The organism is Faecalibacterium sp. BIOML-A4, assembly GCF_009679665.1.
Taxonomy (GTDB): domain Bacteria; phylum Bacillota; class Clostridia; order Oscillospirales; family Ruminococcaceae; genus Faecalibacterium; species Faecalibacterium taiwanense.
The window spans coordinates 157,837-173,616 of sequence record NZ_WKZG01000003.1 but is presented as its reverse complement, the minus strand read 5'-3'; the positions used below and the strand labels follow the sequence as shown (position 1 = coordinate 173,616).

General features: G+C 58.9%; 11 protein-coding genes and 1 other annotated feature (1 of these 12 only partly in view). Of the genes, 3 read left to right on the top strand and 8 right to left on the bottom strand.

Going from position 1 to position 15,780, the window contains the following annotated elements; translation table 11 throughout:
- Positions 1 to 6: 6 nt before the first annotated feature.
- From GKG34_RS03580 to glgB, 7 genes are all read right to left on the bottom strand, one after another.
- Positions 7 to 1,038, bottom strand: coding sequence for an ABC transporter permease (locus tag GKG34_RS03580; protein ID WP_154255614.1), 1,032 nt, complete (start codon positions 1,036 to 1,038; stop codon positions 7 to 9).
- Entirely contained in the window at positions 1,038 to 1,979 is a 942-nt protein-coding gene (locus tag GKG34_RS03575) for an ABC transporter permease (protein ID WP_005944540.1), read from the bottom strand. Before GKG34_RS03575 ends, GKG34_RS03580 begins: the two co-directional genes overlap by 1 nt.
- A gap of 239 nt (positions 1,980 to 2,218) precedes the next feature.
- On the bottom strand, positions 2,219 to 4,252 hold the full coding sequence (locus GKG34_RS03570) for an ABC transporter substrate-binding protein (protein WP_243139200.1): 2,034 nt from the start codon (positions 4,250 to 4,252) through the stop codon (positions 2,219 to 2,221).
- A gap of 154 nt (positions 4,253 to 4,406) precedes the next feature.
- Positions 4,407 to 5,777, bottom strand: a complete 1,371-nt coding sequence (locus GKG34_RS03565) for a 4Fe-4S dicluster domain-containing protein (protein WP_154255612.1) — start codon at positions 5,775 to 5,777, stop codon at positions 4,407 to 4,409.
- Positions 5,778 to 5,780: 3 nt separating this feature from the next.
- Positions 5,781 to 6,755 (bottom strand): trigger factor, encoded by a 975-nt coding sequence (gene tig / locus GKG34_RS03560; protein WP_154255611.1) that lies wholly within the window; start codon positions 6,753 to 6,755, stop codon positions 5,781 to 5,783.
- Positions 6,756 to 6,791: 36 nt separating this feature from the next.
- Complete coding sequence (locus GKG34_RS03555) at positions 6,792 to 8,711, bottom strand: mechanosensitive ion channel family protein (protein WP_154255610.1); 1,920 nt, start codon at positions 8,709 to 8,711, stop codon at positions 6,792 to 6,794.
- 135 nt (positions 8,712 to 8,846) lie between these two features.
- The gene (gene glgB, locus GKG34_RS03550; RefSeq protein WP_154255609.1) at positions 8,847 to 10,796 is read right to left on the bottom strand and encodes a 1,4-alpha-glucan branching protein GlgB; all 1,950 of its coding nucleotides are present in this window, start codon (positions 10,794 to 10,796) and stop codon (positions 8,847 to 8,849) included.
- Between the two features lie 236 nt (positions 10,797 to 11,032).
- Here glgB and GKG34_RS03545 point away from each other — a divergent pair, with 236 nt between their 5' ends.
- The 3 genes from GKG34_RS03545 (at position 11,033) to GKG34_RS03535 (ending at position 13,637) form a co-directional block, all read left to right on the top strand.
- Positions 11,033 to 12,391 carry an alpha-amylase family glycosyl hydrolase gene (locus GKG34_RS03545; protein WP_154255608.1) on the top strand — a complete coding sequence of 453 codons (1,359 nt, stop codon included), beginning with the start codon at positions 11,033 to 11,035 and terminating at the stop codon, positions 12,389 to 12,391.
- 79 nt (positions 12,392 to 12,470) lie between these two features.
- Positions 12,471 to 12,989, top strand: coding sequence for a transcription repressor NadR (locus GKG34_RS03540; protein ID WP_005944532.1), 519 nt, complete (start codon positions 12,471 to 12,473; stop codon positions 12,987 to 12,989).
- 96 nt (positions 12,990 to 13,085) lie between these two features.
- Positions 13,086 to 13,637 carry a hypothetical protein gene (locus GKG34_RS03535; protein ID WP_005944531.1) on the top strand — a complete coding sequence of 184 codons (552 nt, stop codon included), beginning with the start codon at positions 13,086 to 13,088 and terminating at the stop codon, positions 13,635 to 13,637.
- A gap of 436 nt (positions 13,638 to 14,073) precedes the next feature.
- Here the strand turns inward: GKG34_RS03535 and asnB are convergent, their stop codons facing one another.
- Positions 14,074 to 15,648: an asparagine synthase B gene (asnB, locus tag GKG34_RS03530; RefSeq protein ID WP_005944530.1), complete on the bottom strand. Its 1,575-nt coding sequence runs from the start codon at positions 15,646 to 15,648 to the stop codon at positions 14,074 to 14,076.
- 64 nt (positions 15,649 to 15,712) lie between these two features.
- Positions 15,713 to 15,780 (bottom strand) — a binding site (T-box leader) (it continues 195 nt past the right edge of the window).

Sequence of the window (15,780 nt, the reverse complement as noted above, 5' to 3'; positions counted from 1 at the left end):
CCCTCCTTACTGCAGATGGTTCTTCGGGTCGGCGGCGTCCGAGAAGGCGTTGCCGATCAGATAGAACGCAATGGTAACAAAGCTCAGGATGAGGGTGGGGTACAGCAGCTGGTAGCGCAGCCCGGCCTGCATCATCACCTTGCGGCCGTCGTTGACCAGGTTGCCCAGCGAGGGGGTCTCCACGGACAGGCCCAGACCGATGTAGGTGATGAACACCTCGTTGCCAATGGCTTCCGGGATGGTGAGGGCCATGCGCAGCATGATGACCGAGACGAGGTAGGGCAGCAGGTTGCGCAGCACGATGCGGGTGGTGGGCGTGCCGATGCAGCGGGAAGCCACATTATAATCCCGGTCGCGGATGATGAGGATCTGGTTGCGGATGAAGCGTGCCATTTCGATCCAGCCCTTGATGGCCATGCCAAGGACCATGGTCCAGATGCTGGGGGTGGCTACATAGGAAATGAGGATCAGCACGATGGCGGTGGGAATGTTATCGAAGATGTTGTACAGCTCGGTGAACACAAAGTCCAGCCCGCGCACATAGCCCCACAGCACACCGGCGGTAATGCCCACCACAGCTTCGATGAGGGCCACGAAGAAGGCGATAGTCAGACTGGTGCGTGCACCGGCCCAGATGCGTGCCCACAGGTCCTGACCAATGGAGTTGGAACCCCAGATAAAGCCGTCCTGCCCGGGGGCGATGTTGCGGTACTGGATGCCGGTCACAGGGTCCACGGCGCACAGGTTCGGGTCTGCCTGACCGGGCAGGTGGGGCTGGATGAAGGCAAAGGCAACCACGACCACCAGCGCGATCAGCAGGGCCACGGCGAACTTGTTCTTGAAAAAGGCACGGAAGGTGCTGCCCCAGTAGCTGTAGTTGGAGCTGGCGGTGGCTTCGGCCTGTTCCTCACTGAACCCGGCGGGGGTGAACAGCTCATCCTCCGGCAGATTTTCCCAGCCGGTGCGGCGCTGTGCCTGAGCAGCATTCAGCTGATCCTCCAGCTGCTTCGATTTTTCGCGTTTCAGAAAAGAGAGCATCAGCGTCCACCTTCTTTCTTGCCAAAGTTGATGCGGGGGTCAATGAGCACCATGAGCACATCGCCCAAAATCAAGCCGATGATGCCCACGCAGGCGTACAGCAGCACGATGCCCTGCACCATGGTATTGTCGTGGCGCTGCACACAGGTGACCAGCAGGCCGCCCATGCCCGGGATGCTGTACAGGCTTTCGATGTAGATGGAGCCGACGACGGTGTTCAGGAATGCGGAGGGAATGTACTGCACCAGCGGCACCATGGCGTTGCGGAATACGTGGTGCAGGGCGATATTGTTCTCGCTCACGCCCTTGGCGCGGGCCAGCTTGACGTAGTCCTTGTTGCTCTCGTCCACCATATAGCGGCGCAGCCACATGGCGTAGAACGCAAGGTTTGCAAGGCTCATGCTGCACACCGGCAGCACCCAATAGCGCCAGTTGGCGGCATCGAACAGCAGGCCCACGCCCATGGCGGTGGTGCCGTACATCTGGATATACAAAAAGTACACTGCCGCAGGCACCGCCTGAATGAGCACGATGAATGCCGTGCCCAGCTTATCCGGCCAGCGGCCCTTATAACGGCCCATGACAAGGCCCAGCGGGATGCCCAGCACAAGGCTCAGCAGCATGGCCAGCACACCCATTTCGATGGAAATGGGCAGCTTCTGGGCAAGGATCCTGGTCACGGGAGCGTTGAGCTTATAAATGTGGCTCACGCCCAGATCACCGTGCAGCGCATCCCGCCAGAAATGGCCGATCTGCACCGGCAGCGGGTCCAGCAGGCCCATGGACTGCAGCCCGGCCTGAATCTGTGCCTCGGTCATTTTTTCGTAGTTTGCAAAGTAGCCTTCCACCGGCATGAGCCGCAGCAGGCAGAACACCAGCGTCACAATGACGAACAGGGTCAGAATGGAGCGCCCGATGCGTTTTGCGAGATATTGCACCATAGCTGTGCACCTCTCTTTTCTTTGTTAATACAGATAAGTATAGAATAACGCAAAATCTTACGTTTGGAAAGTGATTTGTCGTTTTTTGATCGAAAGTTGTTGAAATGCCGTTTTCTGCTGCGGCCCTTCCGGTGAAAAAGTAAATCGGAAAAATCCGCAGATTTTTCCGATTTACAACTAAAAATAAATTTCCGCTGAAAATATCCAGAGCGTCAGCGGAGGATATTCAAATCAAAAACTCACCGCGCATCCCGGTTGGCGTTATACTCATCCATGGAAACGTAATGGTCGAGGATGTGCACGCCCTTCAGACGGTTGGTGGAAAGGCCTGTGGGAGCGTACTGGCCCTCCCACAGGTTCAGGCGGGTGGCAATGTAGGGCGGCACCGGCATCCCCAGCGGGATGACCAGTGCGTTCTCAATGAGGAAGGCTTCGGCATCCGCAAAGGCTTCGTACCGGGCATCCAGATCCTCGGTGATGGTCTTGGCGTTCTCCACCATGGACATGTACTGCATCACGAGGTCGGCGGTCTCGCCGGTCACGATGCCGTCCTCCACGCCGGTGCGCAGGAAGCTGTAGCAGGTGCCGCGGTCGCCGGCTTCCTGATAGAAGGGGTACACCTCGGTCTCGGGGTCGGAGTAATCGGCACCCCAGTAGTAGGACATCAGCTGGTAGGCACCCACCCGGCGCACCGCATTCAGGAAGTTGTCGGACGGACCCTGCGTGATGATGATGCTGATGAAGTCGAAGCCGTCGTTCAGCACGGCTTCCACCTGCTGCTTGAACACCTGACACTGCTTGTCCCAGTCCACCACAGCGGGGTTGTACGGATACTGGATCTTGATAGGGAAGGTGACACCGGCGGCGGTCAGCTCTTCCACGGCGGCATCACGGTACTCTTTGGCCTTGGCTTCGTCAAAGAAGTCGGAGAGGTTTGCAAGGCCGCCGCACTCAGTATAATCCACGCCTTTGCTGTTGGCACAGAAGGACGGCGGGGTGATGGTGTGCAGCTTGTAGTTATCGTAGCCTTCCGGCGCGGTGACGGCCAGCGTCACAGACGGATTGATGGCATACAGGAAAGCCCTGCGGAAGTTGGTGGAGTTGATGGCCTTGGCCCAATTGTCCGGCTCGTACTGGGCATCCACGCCGGTCACGGTCCAGTTTGAGAACTCGTGGCGGTAGGGCAGGAAGTTGAAGATGTAGAAGTAGCTCTTGCCGGTTTCCGGGCGCTCCATGGAAACCATGTCCTTGGTGGTGTCGTCGGCCAGCCAGCTGTCCAGAATGTCGGAGCTGATGGTAGCCTGATCAATCTCGCCGCGCTTGACCATCTCCGGGCCGCTGATCAGCTCTTCCTGATTGTAGATGTAGCGCACCGTGTCGATGTAAACGCTGTCGGCATCGTAGTTTTCAGGGTTCTTCTTCATCACCCAGTTTTCCAGCGGAGTGTACTCGGCCAGATAGAACGCGCCGCAGCTGCAGACGGTCTCGGCACTGGTGCAGAACTGGTCGGCAAACTCCTCCAGCAGCGGGCCGTAGGCGGGCTCGTAGGGAGCGTAGCTCAACAGGCTGAGAAAGCCCGGGAAATCAAAGTTCAGGGTGTAGGTCAGGGTGTGCTCGTCCACAGCCTTCACGCCCACGGTGGAAAAATCCACAGCCGGGTATTCGGTGGTGGTGCCGTCGGCGGCAGCGGCGGTCACGGTGCCGTTGGCATCAATGGCGTAGGTAGTGCCGTCCTCGGCCACAGTGCCGTTATTGGCGTTGTTGCGGTAAACGCAGTAGTTATAGTAGTCGTCCGCACCGGCCACATAGGGGGTGACAAGGCTTGCAGTGGAGGAAGCGTAGTCCGGGTTCAGCACATAGGCCAGCGCATCCACAAAGTCCTGCGCGGTCACAGGGCCAAGCACCTCGCCGTTGCAGTCCACCCAGTTCTCATCCCGCAGGTGGAACGTCCATGTCAGGCTGTCGGCATCCCACTCCCAAGCAGTGGCAAGGCCCTCCCGGATCTTGCCGCGGTTGTCGTACTCCACCAGCGTGTCGATGCACTGAGTGCCGTGGTAAAGGTCCGGGTCAGCTGAGCAGACCAGATAGTTCAGGGTGGCGGGCTGACGGGAATACAGCACGGTGTAGGTGGAGCTGCTGCCGGCAGCGCCGGTGCTGCCGCCATTGGAAGCGGAAGAGCCGCCGCAGCTGCTCAGCAGACCGGCCGCTGCTACAGAAAGGGCGGCTGCGCCGCTGCCTTGCAGGAACTGGCGGCGGGAGATGGAATGAGCCATAGTAAAATCCTTCTTTCGTAAGATCTTGGCAAAAGCTTGCTTCGTGCTTTGGGATAAGAAAGGGGTAACGGAAATAGCTCCGTTACCCCTTTGTAACAGTCGGTGGCCACGGTGCGTGGTCTTATGGTCAGTATAGCATTGAATCTGTGCGCCGTCAATCGTTTTTCGGTGTGTCGGGCACATCCTTTTCTGCGGTGTTTTCCGGTGCGGCAGCAGGGGTTTCATCCAGCGCGGCGGGGGCTGCTTTTTCCGGGGTCAGTGCTGTGATCACGGAACCGGCCGCAGCAGGCACGGCAGCGGCCGCAGCGGTTTCTGCGGGGGCGGCAGCCGTCTGTACAGCTGTCTCAGCAGCGTCGGCACCGGCTTCGGCTGCTGCCTTGGCGGCTTCCTCTGCAGCCTTTTTGGCTTCGCGCTCCTCACGCAGCTGCTTTGCCTTGGCAGCGGCTTCTTCCTGCCGCTTTTTGGTGCGGGCCTTGATGCGGCACACGGTGCACACACCATCCACACTGCCCGGAGCAATGGGCTTGCCGCATTCCTTGCACAGGGTCTTGGTGCATTTGTGTACACTTACCGGGCCAAGGGTGGTGAGCTGGCGCAGCTTCATGCCGTTGATGCCATGGTTGGAGCAGGAGGCCACGCACACCTCGCACTCGCTGCACTTCCACGGCGTGATGACGATGCGGGTCTGGCCGTCGGGCAGGTCCTCCAGCTTCAGCGCACCGGCGCGGCAGGCCTTTTCGCACTTGCCGCAGCCAAAGCATTTATCGGTAAAGTTGGGCAGGTAGTAGCCGTACTTCAGCGGCGTTTCCATGGATGCCTTCAGCTGCTTTGTGCGCTGGTGCAGCAAAAGGCGGAAATCCACACCGCCGTCGTCCTCGCTGTGCAGGCCGGGCAGCATCTGCAGCAGCTTTTTGGTGCCACTTTTGGAGCCGTGGCTCACCTGCTCAAACATTTCGCGGCGGCTCAGCTCCTTTACGTGGTAGAGCGCTTCGTCCGGCTCGTAGGCCAGAGTGAACCGTGCCTCGAACATGGGCTGGCCAAAGAAATCCACAAGCCTTGTCAGCTCCTTGCGCAGCTGGGCGGCGCACAGGTCGTTCTCACATTCACCGCAGGGGGTCAGGTCCAGCACGATCTTTTTGTTCAGGGCAAGGTAGGCCAGTGTCTCCCATGTGAGGGCAGAGATGCAGGTGCGCACCATGGAATTTTTGCGGGTGGACTTTTCGCAGCCGATCCAGATGGTGTCATTGTCGGTATCGGCGGCAGAGGTGTCCCGCTGCACCTGCTCCGGCGAAGGGATGATGCAGCCGCTGCGGCAGGCAGAGACGCACAGGCCGCACTCGGTACAGGGGTCCCAGTCCTTCACAAGGTTCGGGCGGGTAAAGATCTGTTCGCCATAGGGGCAGATATCCTTGCACTCGGTGCAGGGCTTGCGATGGGGATGCAGGTTCCAGCACTGGCGGCGGTTGATCTCGGGATGGGTAGTTTTCATCAGCATATCCATCGCGGTGCGTGTAAAAAAGCCCATAGTTTACTCCTTTTCCACAACCGAAGTGATGTTTGCGTGGTCGATCAGGAAACGCTGCACCTTCTGAGTGATCACGGCAGAGGCCACAGCGTCCCGGCTGAGCACATTGCGGATCTCGGCTTCCGGGGTATCGTGCAGCTTGGAAAGGCGGACGTACTCGGCATCCACCTCTGCGTTGGACACGGTGATCTGTTCGGCCTTGGCTATGGCCTGCACCGCAAGGATGCTGCGCATCTTGCGCTCGGCATCCCGGCGGAAGGCGGCGCGCACCTCGTCCGGTGTGGTCTGGCCTGCCTTGCAGTACAGCTCCATGGTCATTTTGCTGCGGCGCAGCCGTTCGCGCAGGGCGTTCATGTCATGGTCGGCATTCTGGTCCAGAATGGCGTTATCCAGCTCCGCCGTCAGGTTGGCACCGGCCATGCCCAGCAGGGCGGCTCCGGCAATTCGGTCGGCGTTGGCCTCGTGGGAGCGGCGCTTCTTTTCGCGGATGCTCTCCTTCAGGGCATCCACCGTATCAAAGCCCAGTGTCTTGGCAAAGGCATCGTCCAGCGGTACAGGCTGCTTTTGCTCCACGGTGTGCAGGGTGATGGCGAATTGCGCCGTCTTGCCGGAAAGCTCCGGCACCCGGAACTCGGCGGGATAGGTAAAATCGAATCGGAAGCTCTCGCCTGCTTTGTGGCCGTACACGGCATCCTCGGCGGCGGGCATCAGCTGACCGGTGCCCAGCACCACGGTCACATTTTCCATTTTGCTTTCCGGGATGGGCGCGCCGTCCATGAAGCCCTCAAAATCCAGCGTGACGCGCATCCCGCGCGCGGCGGACTTTTCCACCGGTGCAAAGGGGGCGCGGGTGCGGGTGAGGTTCGCCGCCTCCAGCTCCACGGCCTTTTCCGATACCGGGCGCACCCGGCGGGTGAATTCCAGCCCCTTGTATTGGCCCAGCGTGACCTTGGGCAGGGCGTTTGCATTCTGTTCCATGGGAAATACTCCTTTTATATCCAAAGCGTTTGCAATTCAAAGTCCATGTCCGGCAAGCCAGGCTTCCGCCACCTGCGAGAACATTTCGGGGTAGAGGGCATCCTCCTGCGCGAAGGCATCCAGATAATATTCCACCTCAGCCCGGTCGGCAGGCTCGGTGCGCTCCCACACGGTGAACACGGTGCCGTTGCCCATGTCAAAGCTGGCGGCCTGCGTAAAGTGCTCATCCCGCGCGGCGCAGAAGAGGGCATTCCACCGGCCGGAAAGCTCGCCACCGCTGACAAAGGTCTGGGGGAGCGGCTCTGCAGTGAGCACATACTTCGCCTCAAAGAACCGCACCGGGAACTCGTGGGTGCCCGGGATGGAGATGCCGGCGGCCAGCTTGCCCTGCAGCTGGATGTCCGGCAGGGCGGCGTACTGGAATATGTCCGAGTTGTACAGCATATCGTGGGGGATCATGTAGGCGAACTCGCCCTTTTCCGCATCGCAGTGGGCATCGATCCAGTCGTCCACGCGCTGGATCTGGGCGGCATCGGTGCGGTCGTAGGTGAGCTTGTCCAGCCGGACGAATTCCGACACGGCCTTGAGGGGAAAATGATCCACCACAAAGCCCGGCAGAGCAACGGTGGTCAGCGGCGAGCAGCGCACGGACACCGCAAACACCATGGTAAAGCCCCAGTAGAAGAGCTTGACGGCGGTGTGCTTTTTCAGGCCGTCGGCCAGTGCGGCGGAACCAACGAGGAACAGCAGCAGCCACCCAGGCACGAACAGCAGCATCTGGTGGGAGCCGGTGTTCTGTACCCGGGTGAACAGCACAAGGCTCACCAGCAGCTCTGCCCCTGCAAGACAGGGCAGGGCAGGCAGACGGCGTTTTGCGGCAAACCACAGCCCCATTCCGATGAGGATGAAGTTCAGCAAACCGATGCGCAGTGTCTGTGCGGCCAGCTCCAGCGTGATGCCGCCGAAGTTGTAGTAAGAGTAGCGCCCGGCGTAGTCAAAGCTTAAAATTTTGCGCACCATGGGCAGAAGCAGCAGCACCATGGCCCCGGCCGCACACAGGCCGAACACCACCAGCCGTACCATGCGGTGCACAGCGCGGCTGGATTGGCCATCTTTTGCCAGCCGGATGCTGGAAACTGCCAGCAGCAGCACATAGGCAAAGCAGTAGCCCACCACAAAATATAAGTACCAGCGCCGGGTGAGGATGATGCCCGCCGTGGCGGCGAAGATGAGCAGATAGCGGGGCAGGTCGATGCCGTCAAAGCGGTAGTCCAGTGTGAGCAGCATAAGCATGAAGGCAAAAATCAGCCCGAACCAGTCCGGCTGGCCCAGCACCGCCGACATGCGCACGAACGGGAAGGTAGCGCACCACGAAAAGCCGATGAGGAAATACCAGAACCGGTTCTTTACCCGTAGCATCCGGCCCACCTTGACCGTCAGGCCCGCCAGCAGCACCAGCAGGCTGGGCAGTACGCTGAATACCTGACAGAATGCGTAGTCGTCGCCGGTCTTGCCGCTCAGGCAGAACGGAAACTCGGTGAACAGGGTGATGAAATTCGTATAGTCCTCGGTGATGGAATCGAGGAGAAACCGGAAGCCTGCGCCTGTGCTCTGGGCAAAGGCGGCTTCGGCATGATACTGCTTTAGAATGTAGTTTACGTAGTCCCAGTGGTAGAGGAAGGTGCGGCTGCCGAGGGTCCAGTAAAAGTAAAGCACGGCCGCTGCCCACAGGCCCACCAGCACCGCCTTGTGGAACAGGTCCAGCTCCATACCGGCCCGGCGCAGCACCAGCAGCACCAGTGCAAACAGTGCTGCATTGCACCACAGGCTCACCAGCGGAAAAAACAGGCTGCTGCCCGGTGCGGCAAGGCCGAATACAATAAGCGCCAGTGCCCCGGCAGCAAGGCCCAGCCAGACCTTGCCAAGGACAGACAGACGGGAAACGATTCCACTCATCCCAAAAACCTCTCAGCTGCAGAATATCACAGCTACAGTATAGCAAGCAAAATCTGCACTGTCCAGCCGCTGTGCACGGAAAACAACAAAATGTCCCGCCGCTTTGAACGCAGACGGGACATTTTAAAACGAATATTACTTATTGGAATTGGCTGCGGCCTTTGTGCTGCGGGCAGCGCGGCGCTTTGCGTTCAGGGCTTTGTTGGCGCTGATGCGGGCCGCATCGGGGTTCGGGGCCTCCGGCGCAAGGCGCAGCAGGCAGCTGCCCATGGCAGGCAGGTCTACTGTAAGGGTATAGTCCCGACCAAACACACCGCCATCGGTGGTGTGAAGCTTTGTCTTGCGGCGGCCCTTCAGTGCACCGCCCCACTCGGGGGATTCGGTGTTCAGCACCTCCTCGGCACTGCAGGGAAAGCGCAGATACAGCGGGAACTTTTTGTGGGCGTGGTCCTGCGTGTTCATGATGCACAGCAGGTTTTCGCCCCGGCCCTTGCGCAGCCATGCGTACACGCCCTCGTTGCGGCTCTCGCAGGCCACCCACTCAAAGCAGTCGGGGTTGTACTCGCCATCGTAGAGTGCAGGCTCAGTGGAATACACCCGGCACAGGTGGGCAAAGTATTTCTGGAACGCATCGTGGAAGGGGTATTTCAGCAGGTCCCAGTCCAGCTCCCGTTTTTCGTCCCACTCCCGGAAGTGTCCCATTTCGTTGCCCATGAAGTTCAGCTTCTTGCCCGGGTGCATATACATATAAAAATAGAGGGTGCGCAGCTGGGCGCATTTTTCCGCATAGGTGCCCCACAGCTTATCAATGATGGTCTTTTTGCCGTGCACCACCTCGTCGTGGCTCAAGGCCAGCAGATACAGCTCGTTGTAGAAGTAGTGCATGCTGAAAACGATCTTGCCGTAGGCATTTGGCCGCTCACCGAAGGGGGTGGCAAAATAGTCCAGTGTGTCGTGCATCCAGCCCATATCCCACTTGTAGTCGAAGCCCACGCCGTCGTAGCGGGTGGGAGCTGTCACCTTGAGGAAGTTGGTGGAGTCCTCGGCAGTGTAGATGCCGGTGGGCCAGCGCTCGTTCAGGCCGTGGTTCAGGCTGCGCAGAAAGTTCACGGCACCCTCGTTCACGCCGCGGTTCGGGTCGCCCTGCCAGTACAGCGCGCGGGAAATGGCGTCCATGCGGATGCCGTCGCAGTGGTACACGTCCATCCACAGAGCAGCGGCACTGTTCAAAAAGCTGCACACCTCCCGGCGGTAGTAATTGAAGTTGCAGGTGCCCCACTCGCTGTGGCCCACATCGCTGTCGTACTCGTAGAGGTGGGTGCCGTCAAACTTTGCCAGAGCGTCGGCGTTGGCGGCAAAGTGCACCGGCACAAAGTCCATGATGACGCCGATGCCCATGCGGTGGCAGGCGTTCACAAAGCCGGCAAACTGGGCGGGAGTGCCGTAGCGGCTGGTAACGGAAAAGTAGCCGGTGGTCTGGTAGCCCCAGCTGCCATCGAAGGGATGTTCGGCCAGCGGCAGCAGCTCCACATGGGTAAAGTGATGGTCCAGCAGCCATGGAATCAGCTCCTTGGCCAGCTCCTCATAGTTGTACCAGCCGTCTGAGCCGTCCTCCTGCTTGCTGCCGGGCTTGTGCCGCCAGCTGCCAACATGCATCTCGTAGATGTTCAGCGGGCGGTTGCGGCATTTGTCGCGGCGCTCCATCCATGCACTGTCATCAAAATGAAAGTCCAGTTTTACCAGACGGCTGGCCGTGCCCGGCCGCAGCTCGGTGGAAAATGCGTAGGGGTCGCTGCGCATCACCACACTGCCGTCGGCACCATGCACCCGGTATTTATAAAGGTCGCCCTCTGCAAGGCCAGGGACGAATGCGCTCCACACGCCGGTATCGGCTTTTTCCATGGGCACGCCTGCCTCCCAGCCGTCGAAGCCGCCGCAGACTTCCACTGCCGTGGCACCGGGGGCCCACACCGCAAAGCGCCACCCTTCGGTGCCGTTGTCGGAGCAGGGATGCGCACCAAGGATGCGATAGGCATCAAAGCAGTCTCCATTGAAGAATTCACGGGGAATGGCGGGGTAATTCATGCAAAGATCTCCTTACATTCTATGATAGGCAGCGCCCGGCGGCACTGCATGTGACACAGGTGTTTGGGCAATATATCCAATAAAAATAAGACGAAATGGGGCATAGTGGCTGATATTCTTGTAGATTCTTGACAAAAATCAGCAAAAATTAACATGTTTTACAGATTCTGTGCTATACTATTCCTGCCGCCGCAGTGGGCGGAGGCTGATTTTTTTGTATGGGAGCGGTATGAACAATGGCTTGGTATGACAACGCGGTATTTTATCACATCTATCCTCTGGGGCTGTGCGGCTGCGCACACGAGAACGATGGGCAGGCGGTGCCCGGCGCGTTTAATAAACTGAACGCATGGGCTGAGCACGCAGCGGACATCGGCTGCACGGCCATTTATATCGGCCCGCTGTTCGAGAGCGGTTCCCATGGCTACGACACCATCGATTACCGGCTGGTAGACCGCCGCCTTGGCACGAACGCAGAGTTCAAGGACTTTGTGGCCCGGTGCCATGCCCGGGGCCAGAAGGTGATCGTGGACGGCGTGTTCAACCATGTGGGCCGCGATTTCTTTGCGTTTCAGGACCTGAAGGCAAACCGCGAGAACGCCCGCTATAAGGACTGGTTCTGCGATGTGAATTTCTGGGGCAACAACGAGTACAACGACGGCTTTTCCTACGGAAACTGGGGCGGCTTCAATCTGCTGGTCAAGCTGAACCAGCGCAACCCGGAGGTGCAGAACTACCACTACGATACCATCCGCTTCTGGGTGGATGAATTTGACATTGACGGCATCCGTCTGGACGCAGCCGATGTGCTGGACTTTGACTTTATGCGCGGTCTGCGCCGCCTTGCCAACGAGGTAAAGCCAGAGTTCTGGCTCATGGGCGAGGTGATCCACGGCGATTACAGCCGCTGGGCAAACCCGGAGATGCTGCACTCGGTGACCAACTACGAGCTGCACAAGGGCCTGTGGAGCGGCCACAACGACCACAACTATTTCGAGATCGCCCACACCATGCGCCGTCTGCAGGGCCTGTGCCACGATACCCGGCTGTATCTGTTCTCGGACAACCACGATGTGGAGCGCCTGCCCAACAAGCTGCGCAACCGGGAGCACATCCGCCACATTGCAATTCTAGTATATACGCTTTGGGGCATTCCGTCCATCTATTATGGCTCAGAATTTGGCATTGAAGGCAAAAAAGAGTGGGGAAGCGATTGGCCGCTGCGCCCCTGCCTGGAACTTTCCGACTTCAGGGACGCTGAGACCACCAACCCTGTCACCAGCGTGTATGCCGCACTGGGCAGACTGAAGGCGGAGCTGCCGGAGCTGACCGACGGCGAGGTGAAAGAGCTGCAGCTCACCACCCAGTGCTATGCCTTTGCCCGGGTGCTGGATGGAAAGGCCTGCGTCGTGGTGCTGAACAACGGCGACAGTCCCGCACAGCTGGAATTTCAGCTGCCGGTGGAGGCATCCTCTGCAAAGGACCTGTTGGCCGACACGGTGGGCGCACAGCCCGTTTTGACCAGCATGGAGTGGGGCCGCATGAAAGTGCAGCTGCCCTCCAATTATGCTACCATCCTGCAGCTGGAAAAGTAAACGCATTCTTGCATGATCCGCCGTCTTTTGCTACAATAAGAGCATAATACCGTAAAGCGGAAAGGAAGCTTTGAAGACCATGAATGCAGCGCAGCGCAGAGAATCCATTCTGAAACGGCTCAGCGGGGCCGAAGCACCGGTCAGTGCCAGCGCACTGGCGGCTTTGCTGGGGGTCTCGCGCCAGATCGTGGTGGGGGATGTGGCTCTGCTGCGGGCAGGCGGTGCGCAGATCGATGCAACGCCCCGGGGCTATCAGCTGCACCCGGCGGAAAAAGGCTATACCGCCATTCTGGCCTGCGTGCACAGCACCGAGGACGAGATGCGCACCGAGCTGTACACCGTGGTGGATCAGGGCGGCATCGTGGTGGATGTGGCCGTGGAGAACAGCCTGTATGGCGAGCTGCGCGGCAACCTGAACCTTGCCAGCCGCTACGATGTGGACAACTTCATCCAGCAGGCCAAGGACACGCCGGAAGCACTTTTGAGCCGCATGACCGGCGGCGTGCATCTGCACACCCTGCACTGCCCGGATGCCGGGAGCTTTGAGCGCATCAAAAAAGAGCTGGAAGAAAAAGGCATCCTGTACCGCAAGGAGTGATGCGGATGGGGACAGACCCAGTATAAAAAAGGCTGAGGGCCTTGTCTATCCGCAAAACAGGAAAATGGTTGGATAATCAACGAAAAAGCAAAAGAGGTGGGTTTTCTGGATATTCGCATTGAAAAAACGGAGCGTGCCATCAAGCAGGCATTCATGGAGCTGCGGGCGCAGAAACCGCTGGAAAAGATCAAGGTCAAGGAACTGTGCGATCTGGCCTGCATCAATAAGTCCACCTTTTATGCGCATTATCAGGATATCTATGCGCTGGCCAACGCCATGGAGGACGAAATGGTGGAGGAGGTGGTGGAAAGCCTGCCACAGCTGACCGCCCGTGATGTAAGCGAGCGCACCGAGTGGCTGACCCGGGAAATGTTCCGGGCGTTTACTCGGAATCAGACCGAGATCGGCATTCTGTTTTCCGGCTCCCGTCAGGGACTGTTCATCAACCGCGTGGAAGCTGCAATGAGCAAATGCATCTCGGAGAGCGACCCCTCGTTTGATGCCGATGTGGTGCGTAAGATCGTGCTTTCCTTCTGCGTGCAGGGCTGCTACTACACCTTCACCAGCTACTGCGGCCAGATGGACGAAAAGCGGCTGGTGGCGCTGCTGGCGTCCATTGCCCGGGCGGCGCAAAAAATCAGGATGTAACACAACAATTTAGAATGCCCGCCGCGTGCGCTTTGGGCATGAATAGCGGAAAAATAATTTTAATAGAGCAATGCCGGGCGGTCTGCGGACCGCCCGGCATTGCATTTTCACAGATGGAGCTTGGACGGCAAGGGGCGGATGCCGCGCCTGCTTCCTATGGAAGCGGCGGCGCAGCGGGGGAAGAGCTAGCCCTCTCAGCCTCGCTCCGCTCGGCAGCTCTCCCAAAGGGAGAGCCCTTGGCATGGCGGCAAGGTTTCCAGTTTCGCCAGAGCCTCTCCCTTTGGGAGAGGTGTCACCGCAGGTGACGGAGAGGGTTCCCTCTCGTGAAAAAGTAGATCGGGAAAATCCGCAGATTTTCCCGATCTACAAATTATAGAATATTCTTTCCGCTATTCATGCGCAAAGCAAAGCGGAGCGCATTCAAAATGGTCTGGCATTACACGCCGGAAGCACCGTAGTTTGCCAGCACACGGGCAGAGGGGTCGTTGACGTTGCAGTTCGGCCATGCCTTGTTGGGCATCCAGAAGCCCACGATGGTGCGGCTCTGGTCGTGGTAGTACTTCTCAAAAATTTCGCGGTAGAACAGGCTTTCCTTGGTGAACGGCATGCAGTGGGCCGAATAGTTTGCCCGGCGCAGCTGGAACTCCTCGTCGGTGTAAAGGCTTTCGGCATACTCTTTGATATCGTCCACCATGCTGTGGCCTACAGCATCCGAGAAGGCGGCCTTTTCGCGCCACAGAATCTCCGGCGGCAGCCAATCGCCCTCAAAGGCCTTGCGCAGCAGATACTTGCCCTTGCCGTAGCTGTTCAGCTTCTTTTCCGGGTCAATGGCCATGACGTAACGCACAAAATCCAGATCACCAAAGGGCACGCGGGCCTCGATGCTGTTGGAGGAGATGCAGCGGTCGGCGCGCAGCACATCGTACATGTACAGCTCACGGATGCGCTTCTGGCTCTCCTGCTGGAAGGCATCGGCGGTGGGGGCGTAGTCGGTGTACTTGTAGCCGAACAGCTCATCGGAAATCTCGCCGGTCAGCAGCACGCGGACATCGGTCTGCTCGTGGATGGCCTTGCACAGCAGGTACATGCCCATGCTGGCGCGGATGGTGGTGATGTCCCAGGTGCCCAGCAGGCGGATGACCTCTTCCAGACTGTTGATGACCATATCCCGGTTGATGATGATCTCGTGGTGCTCGCTGCCCAGATATTCTGCGGTCTGGCGCGCATATTTCAGATCAATGGCATCGGTGTCCATGCCAATGGCAAAGGTGCGGATGGGCTTGCCAAGCTTCTTGGCGGCAATGGAGCACACCAGCGAGGAATCCAGACCGCCGGAGAGCAGGAAGCCCACAGGGGCATCTGCGTCCAGACGCTTCTCTACGCCTGCGATCAGCTTTTCGCGGATGTTCCGCAGCACAGTGTCCATGTCGTCCTGCATGGGGGCGGGCACATCGGCAATGTCCTCATAGCGGACGAAGCGGCCATCGCAGTAGTAGCTGCCAATGGGGAAGGGCCGGATGTCGTCGCACCAGCCAATGAGGTTCTGCATCTCGGAGGCGAATGCGATCTGGTGGCTGGACTTGGAGTAGCCGTAGAACAGCGGACGGATGCCGATGGGGTCGCGGGCGGCGATGAGCCGGTCCTTGCGGGAATCGTACATGATAAGCGCGAACTCGGAGTCCATGTGGCGGAACATATCCAGACCGTACTCATAGTACAGCGGCAGCAGGATCTCACAGTCGCAGTCGGACTGGAACTTGTAGCCGCGGCGCTTGAGGATCTCTTTCTCAAAGCGGAAGCCGTACAGTTCGCCGTTGCACACCACACAGTCGGCACCGCGGTAGAAGGGCTGCATGCCTTCCGGCGTCAGGCCCATGATGGCTAGACGGCCAAAACCCATCAGACCAAAAGGCCCTTCCACCACACGTTGGTCGTCCGGGCCGCGCATGACCGTGCGCAGCAGGTATTCCTTGAATTTGGCGGCACTCAGATCGTGCCCGGTATAGCCCATAACACAACACATATTTCTTACCCCTCTTTTTAAATAAAAAATACGGCAGCTCATTCATCCCAATCGCTAGGACGAATATGCTGCCGTATCCGTGGTGCCACCTAAATTACCGGCATAAAACCATGCCAGTCA

Excerpts from the sequence above, each read along its gene's own strand:
- GKG34_RS03580 (WP_154255614.1), bottom strand. The coding sequence starts at position 1,038 with ATGCTCTCTTTTCTGAAACGCGAAAAATCGAAGCAGCTGGAGGATCAG.
- GKG34_RS03575 (WP_005944540.1), bottom strand. The coding sequence starts at position 1,979 with ATGGTGCAATATCTCGCAAAACGCATCGGGCGCTCCATTCTGACCCTG.
- GKG34_RS03570 (WP_243139200.1), bottom strand. The coding sequence starts at position 4,252 with ATGGCTCATTCCATCTCCCGCCGCCAGTTCCTGCAAGGCAGCGGCGCA.
- GKG34_RS03565 (WP_154255612.1), bottom strand. The coding sequence starts at position 5,777 with ATGGGCTTTTTTACACGCACCGCGATGGATATGCTGATGAAAACTACC.
- tig (WP_154255611.1), bottom strand. The coding sequence starts at position 6,755 with ATGGAACAGAATGCAAACGCCCTGCCCAAGGTCACGCTGGGCCAATAC.
- GKG34_RS03555 (WP_154255610.1), bottom strand. The coding sequence starts at position 8,711 with ATGAGTGGAATCGTTTCCCGTCTGTCTGTCCTTGGCAAGGTCTGGCTG.
- glgB (WP_154255609.1), bottom strand. The coding sequence starts at position 10,796 with ATGAATTACCCCGCCATTCCCCGTGAATTCTTCAATGGAGACTGCTTT.
- GKG34_RS03545 (WP_154255608.1), top strand. The coding sequence starts at position 11,033 with ATGGCTTGGTATGACAACGCGGTATTTTATCACATCTATCCTCTGGGG.
- GKG34_RS03540 (WP_005944532.1), top strand. The coding sequence starts at position 12,471 with ATGAATGCAGCGCAGCGCAGAGAATCCATTCTGAAACGGCTCAGCGGG.
- asnB (WP_005944530.1), bottom strand. The coding sequence starts at position 15,648 with ATGGGCTATACCGGGCACGATCTGAGTGCCGCCAAATTCAAGGAATAC.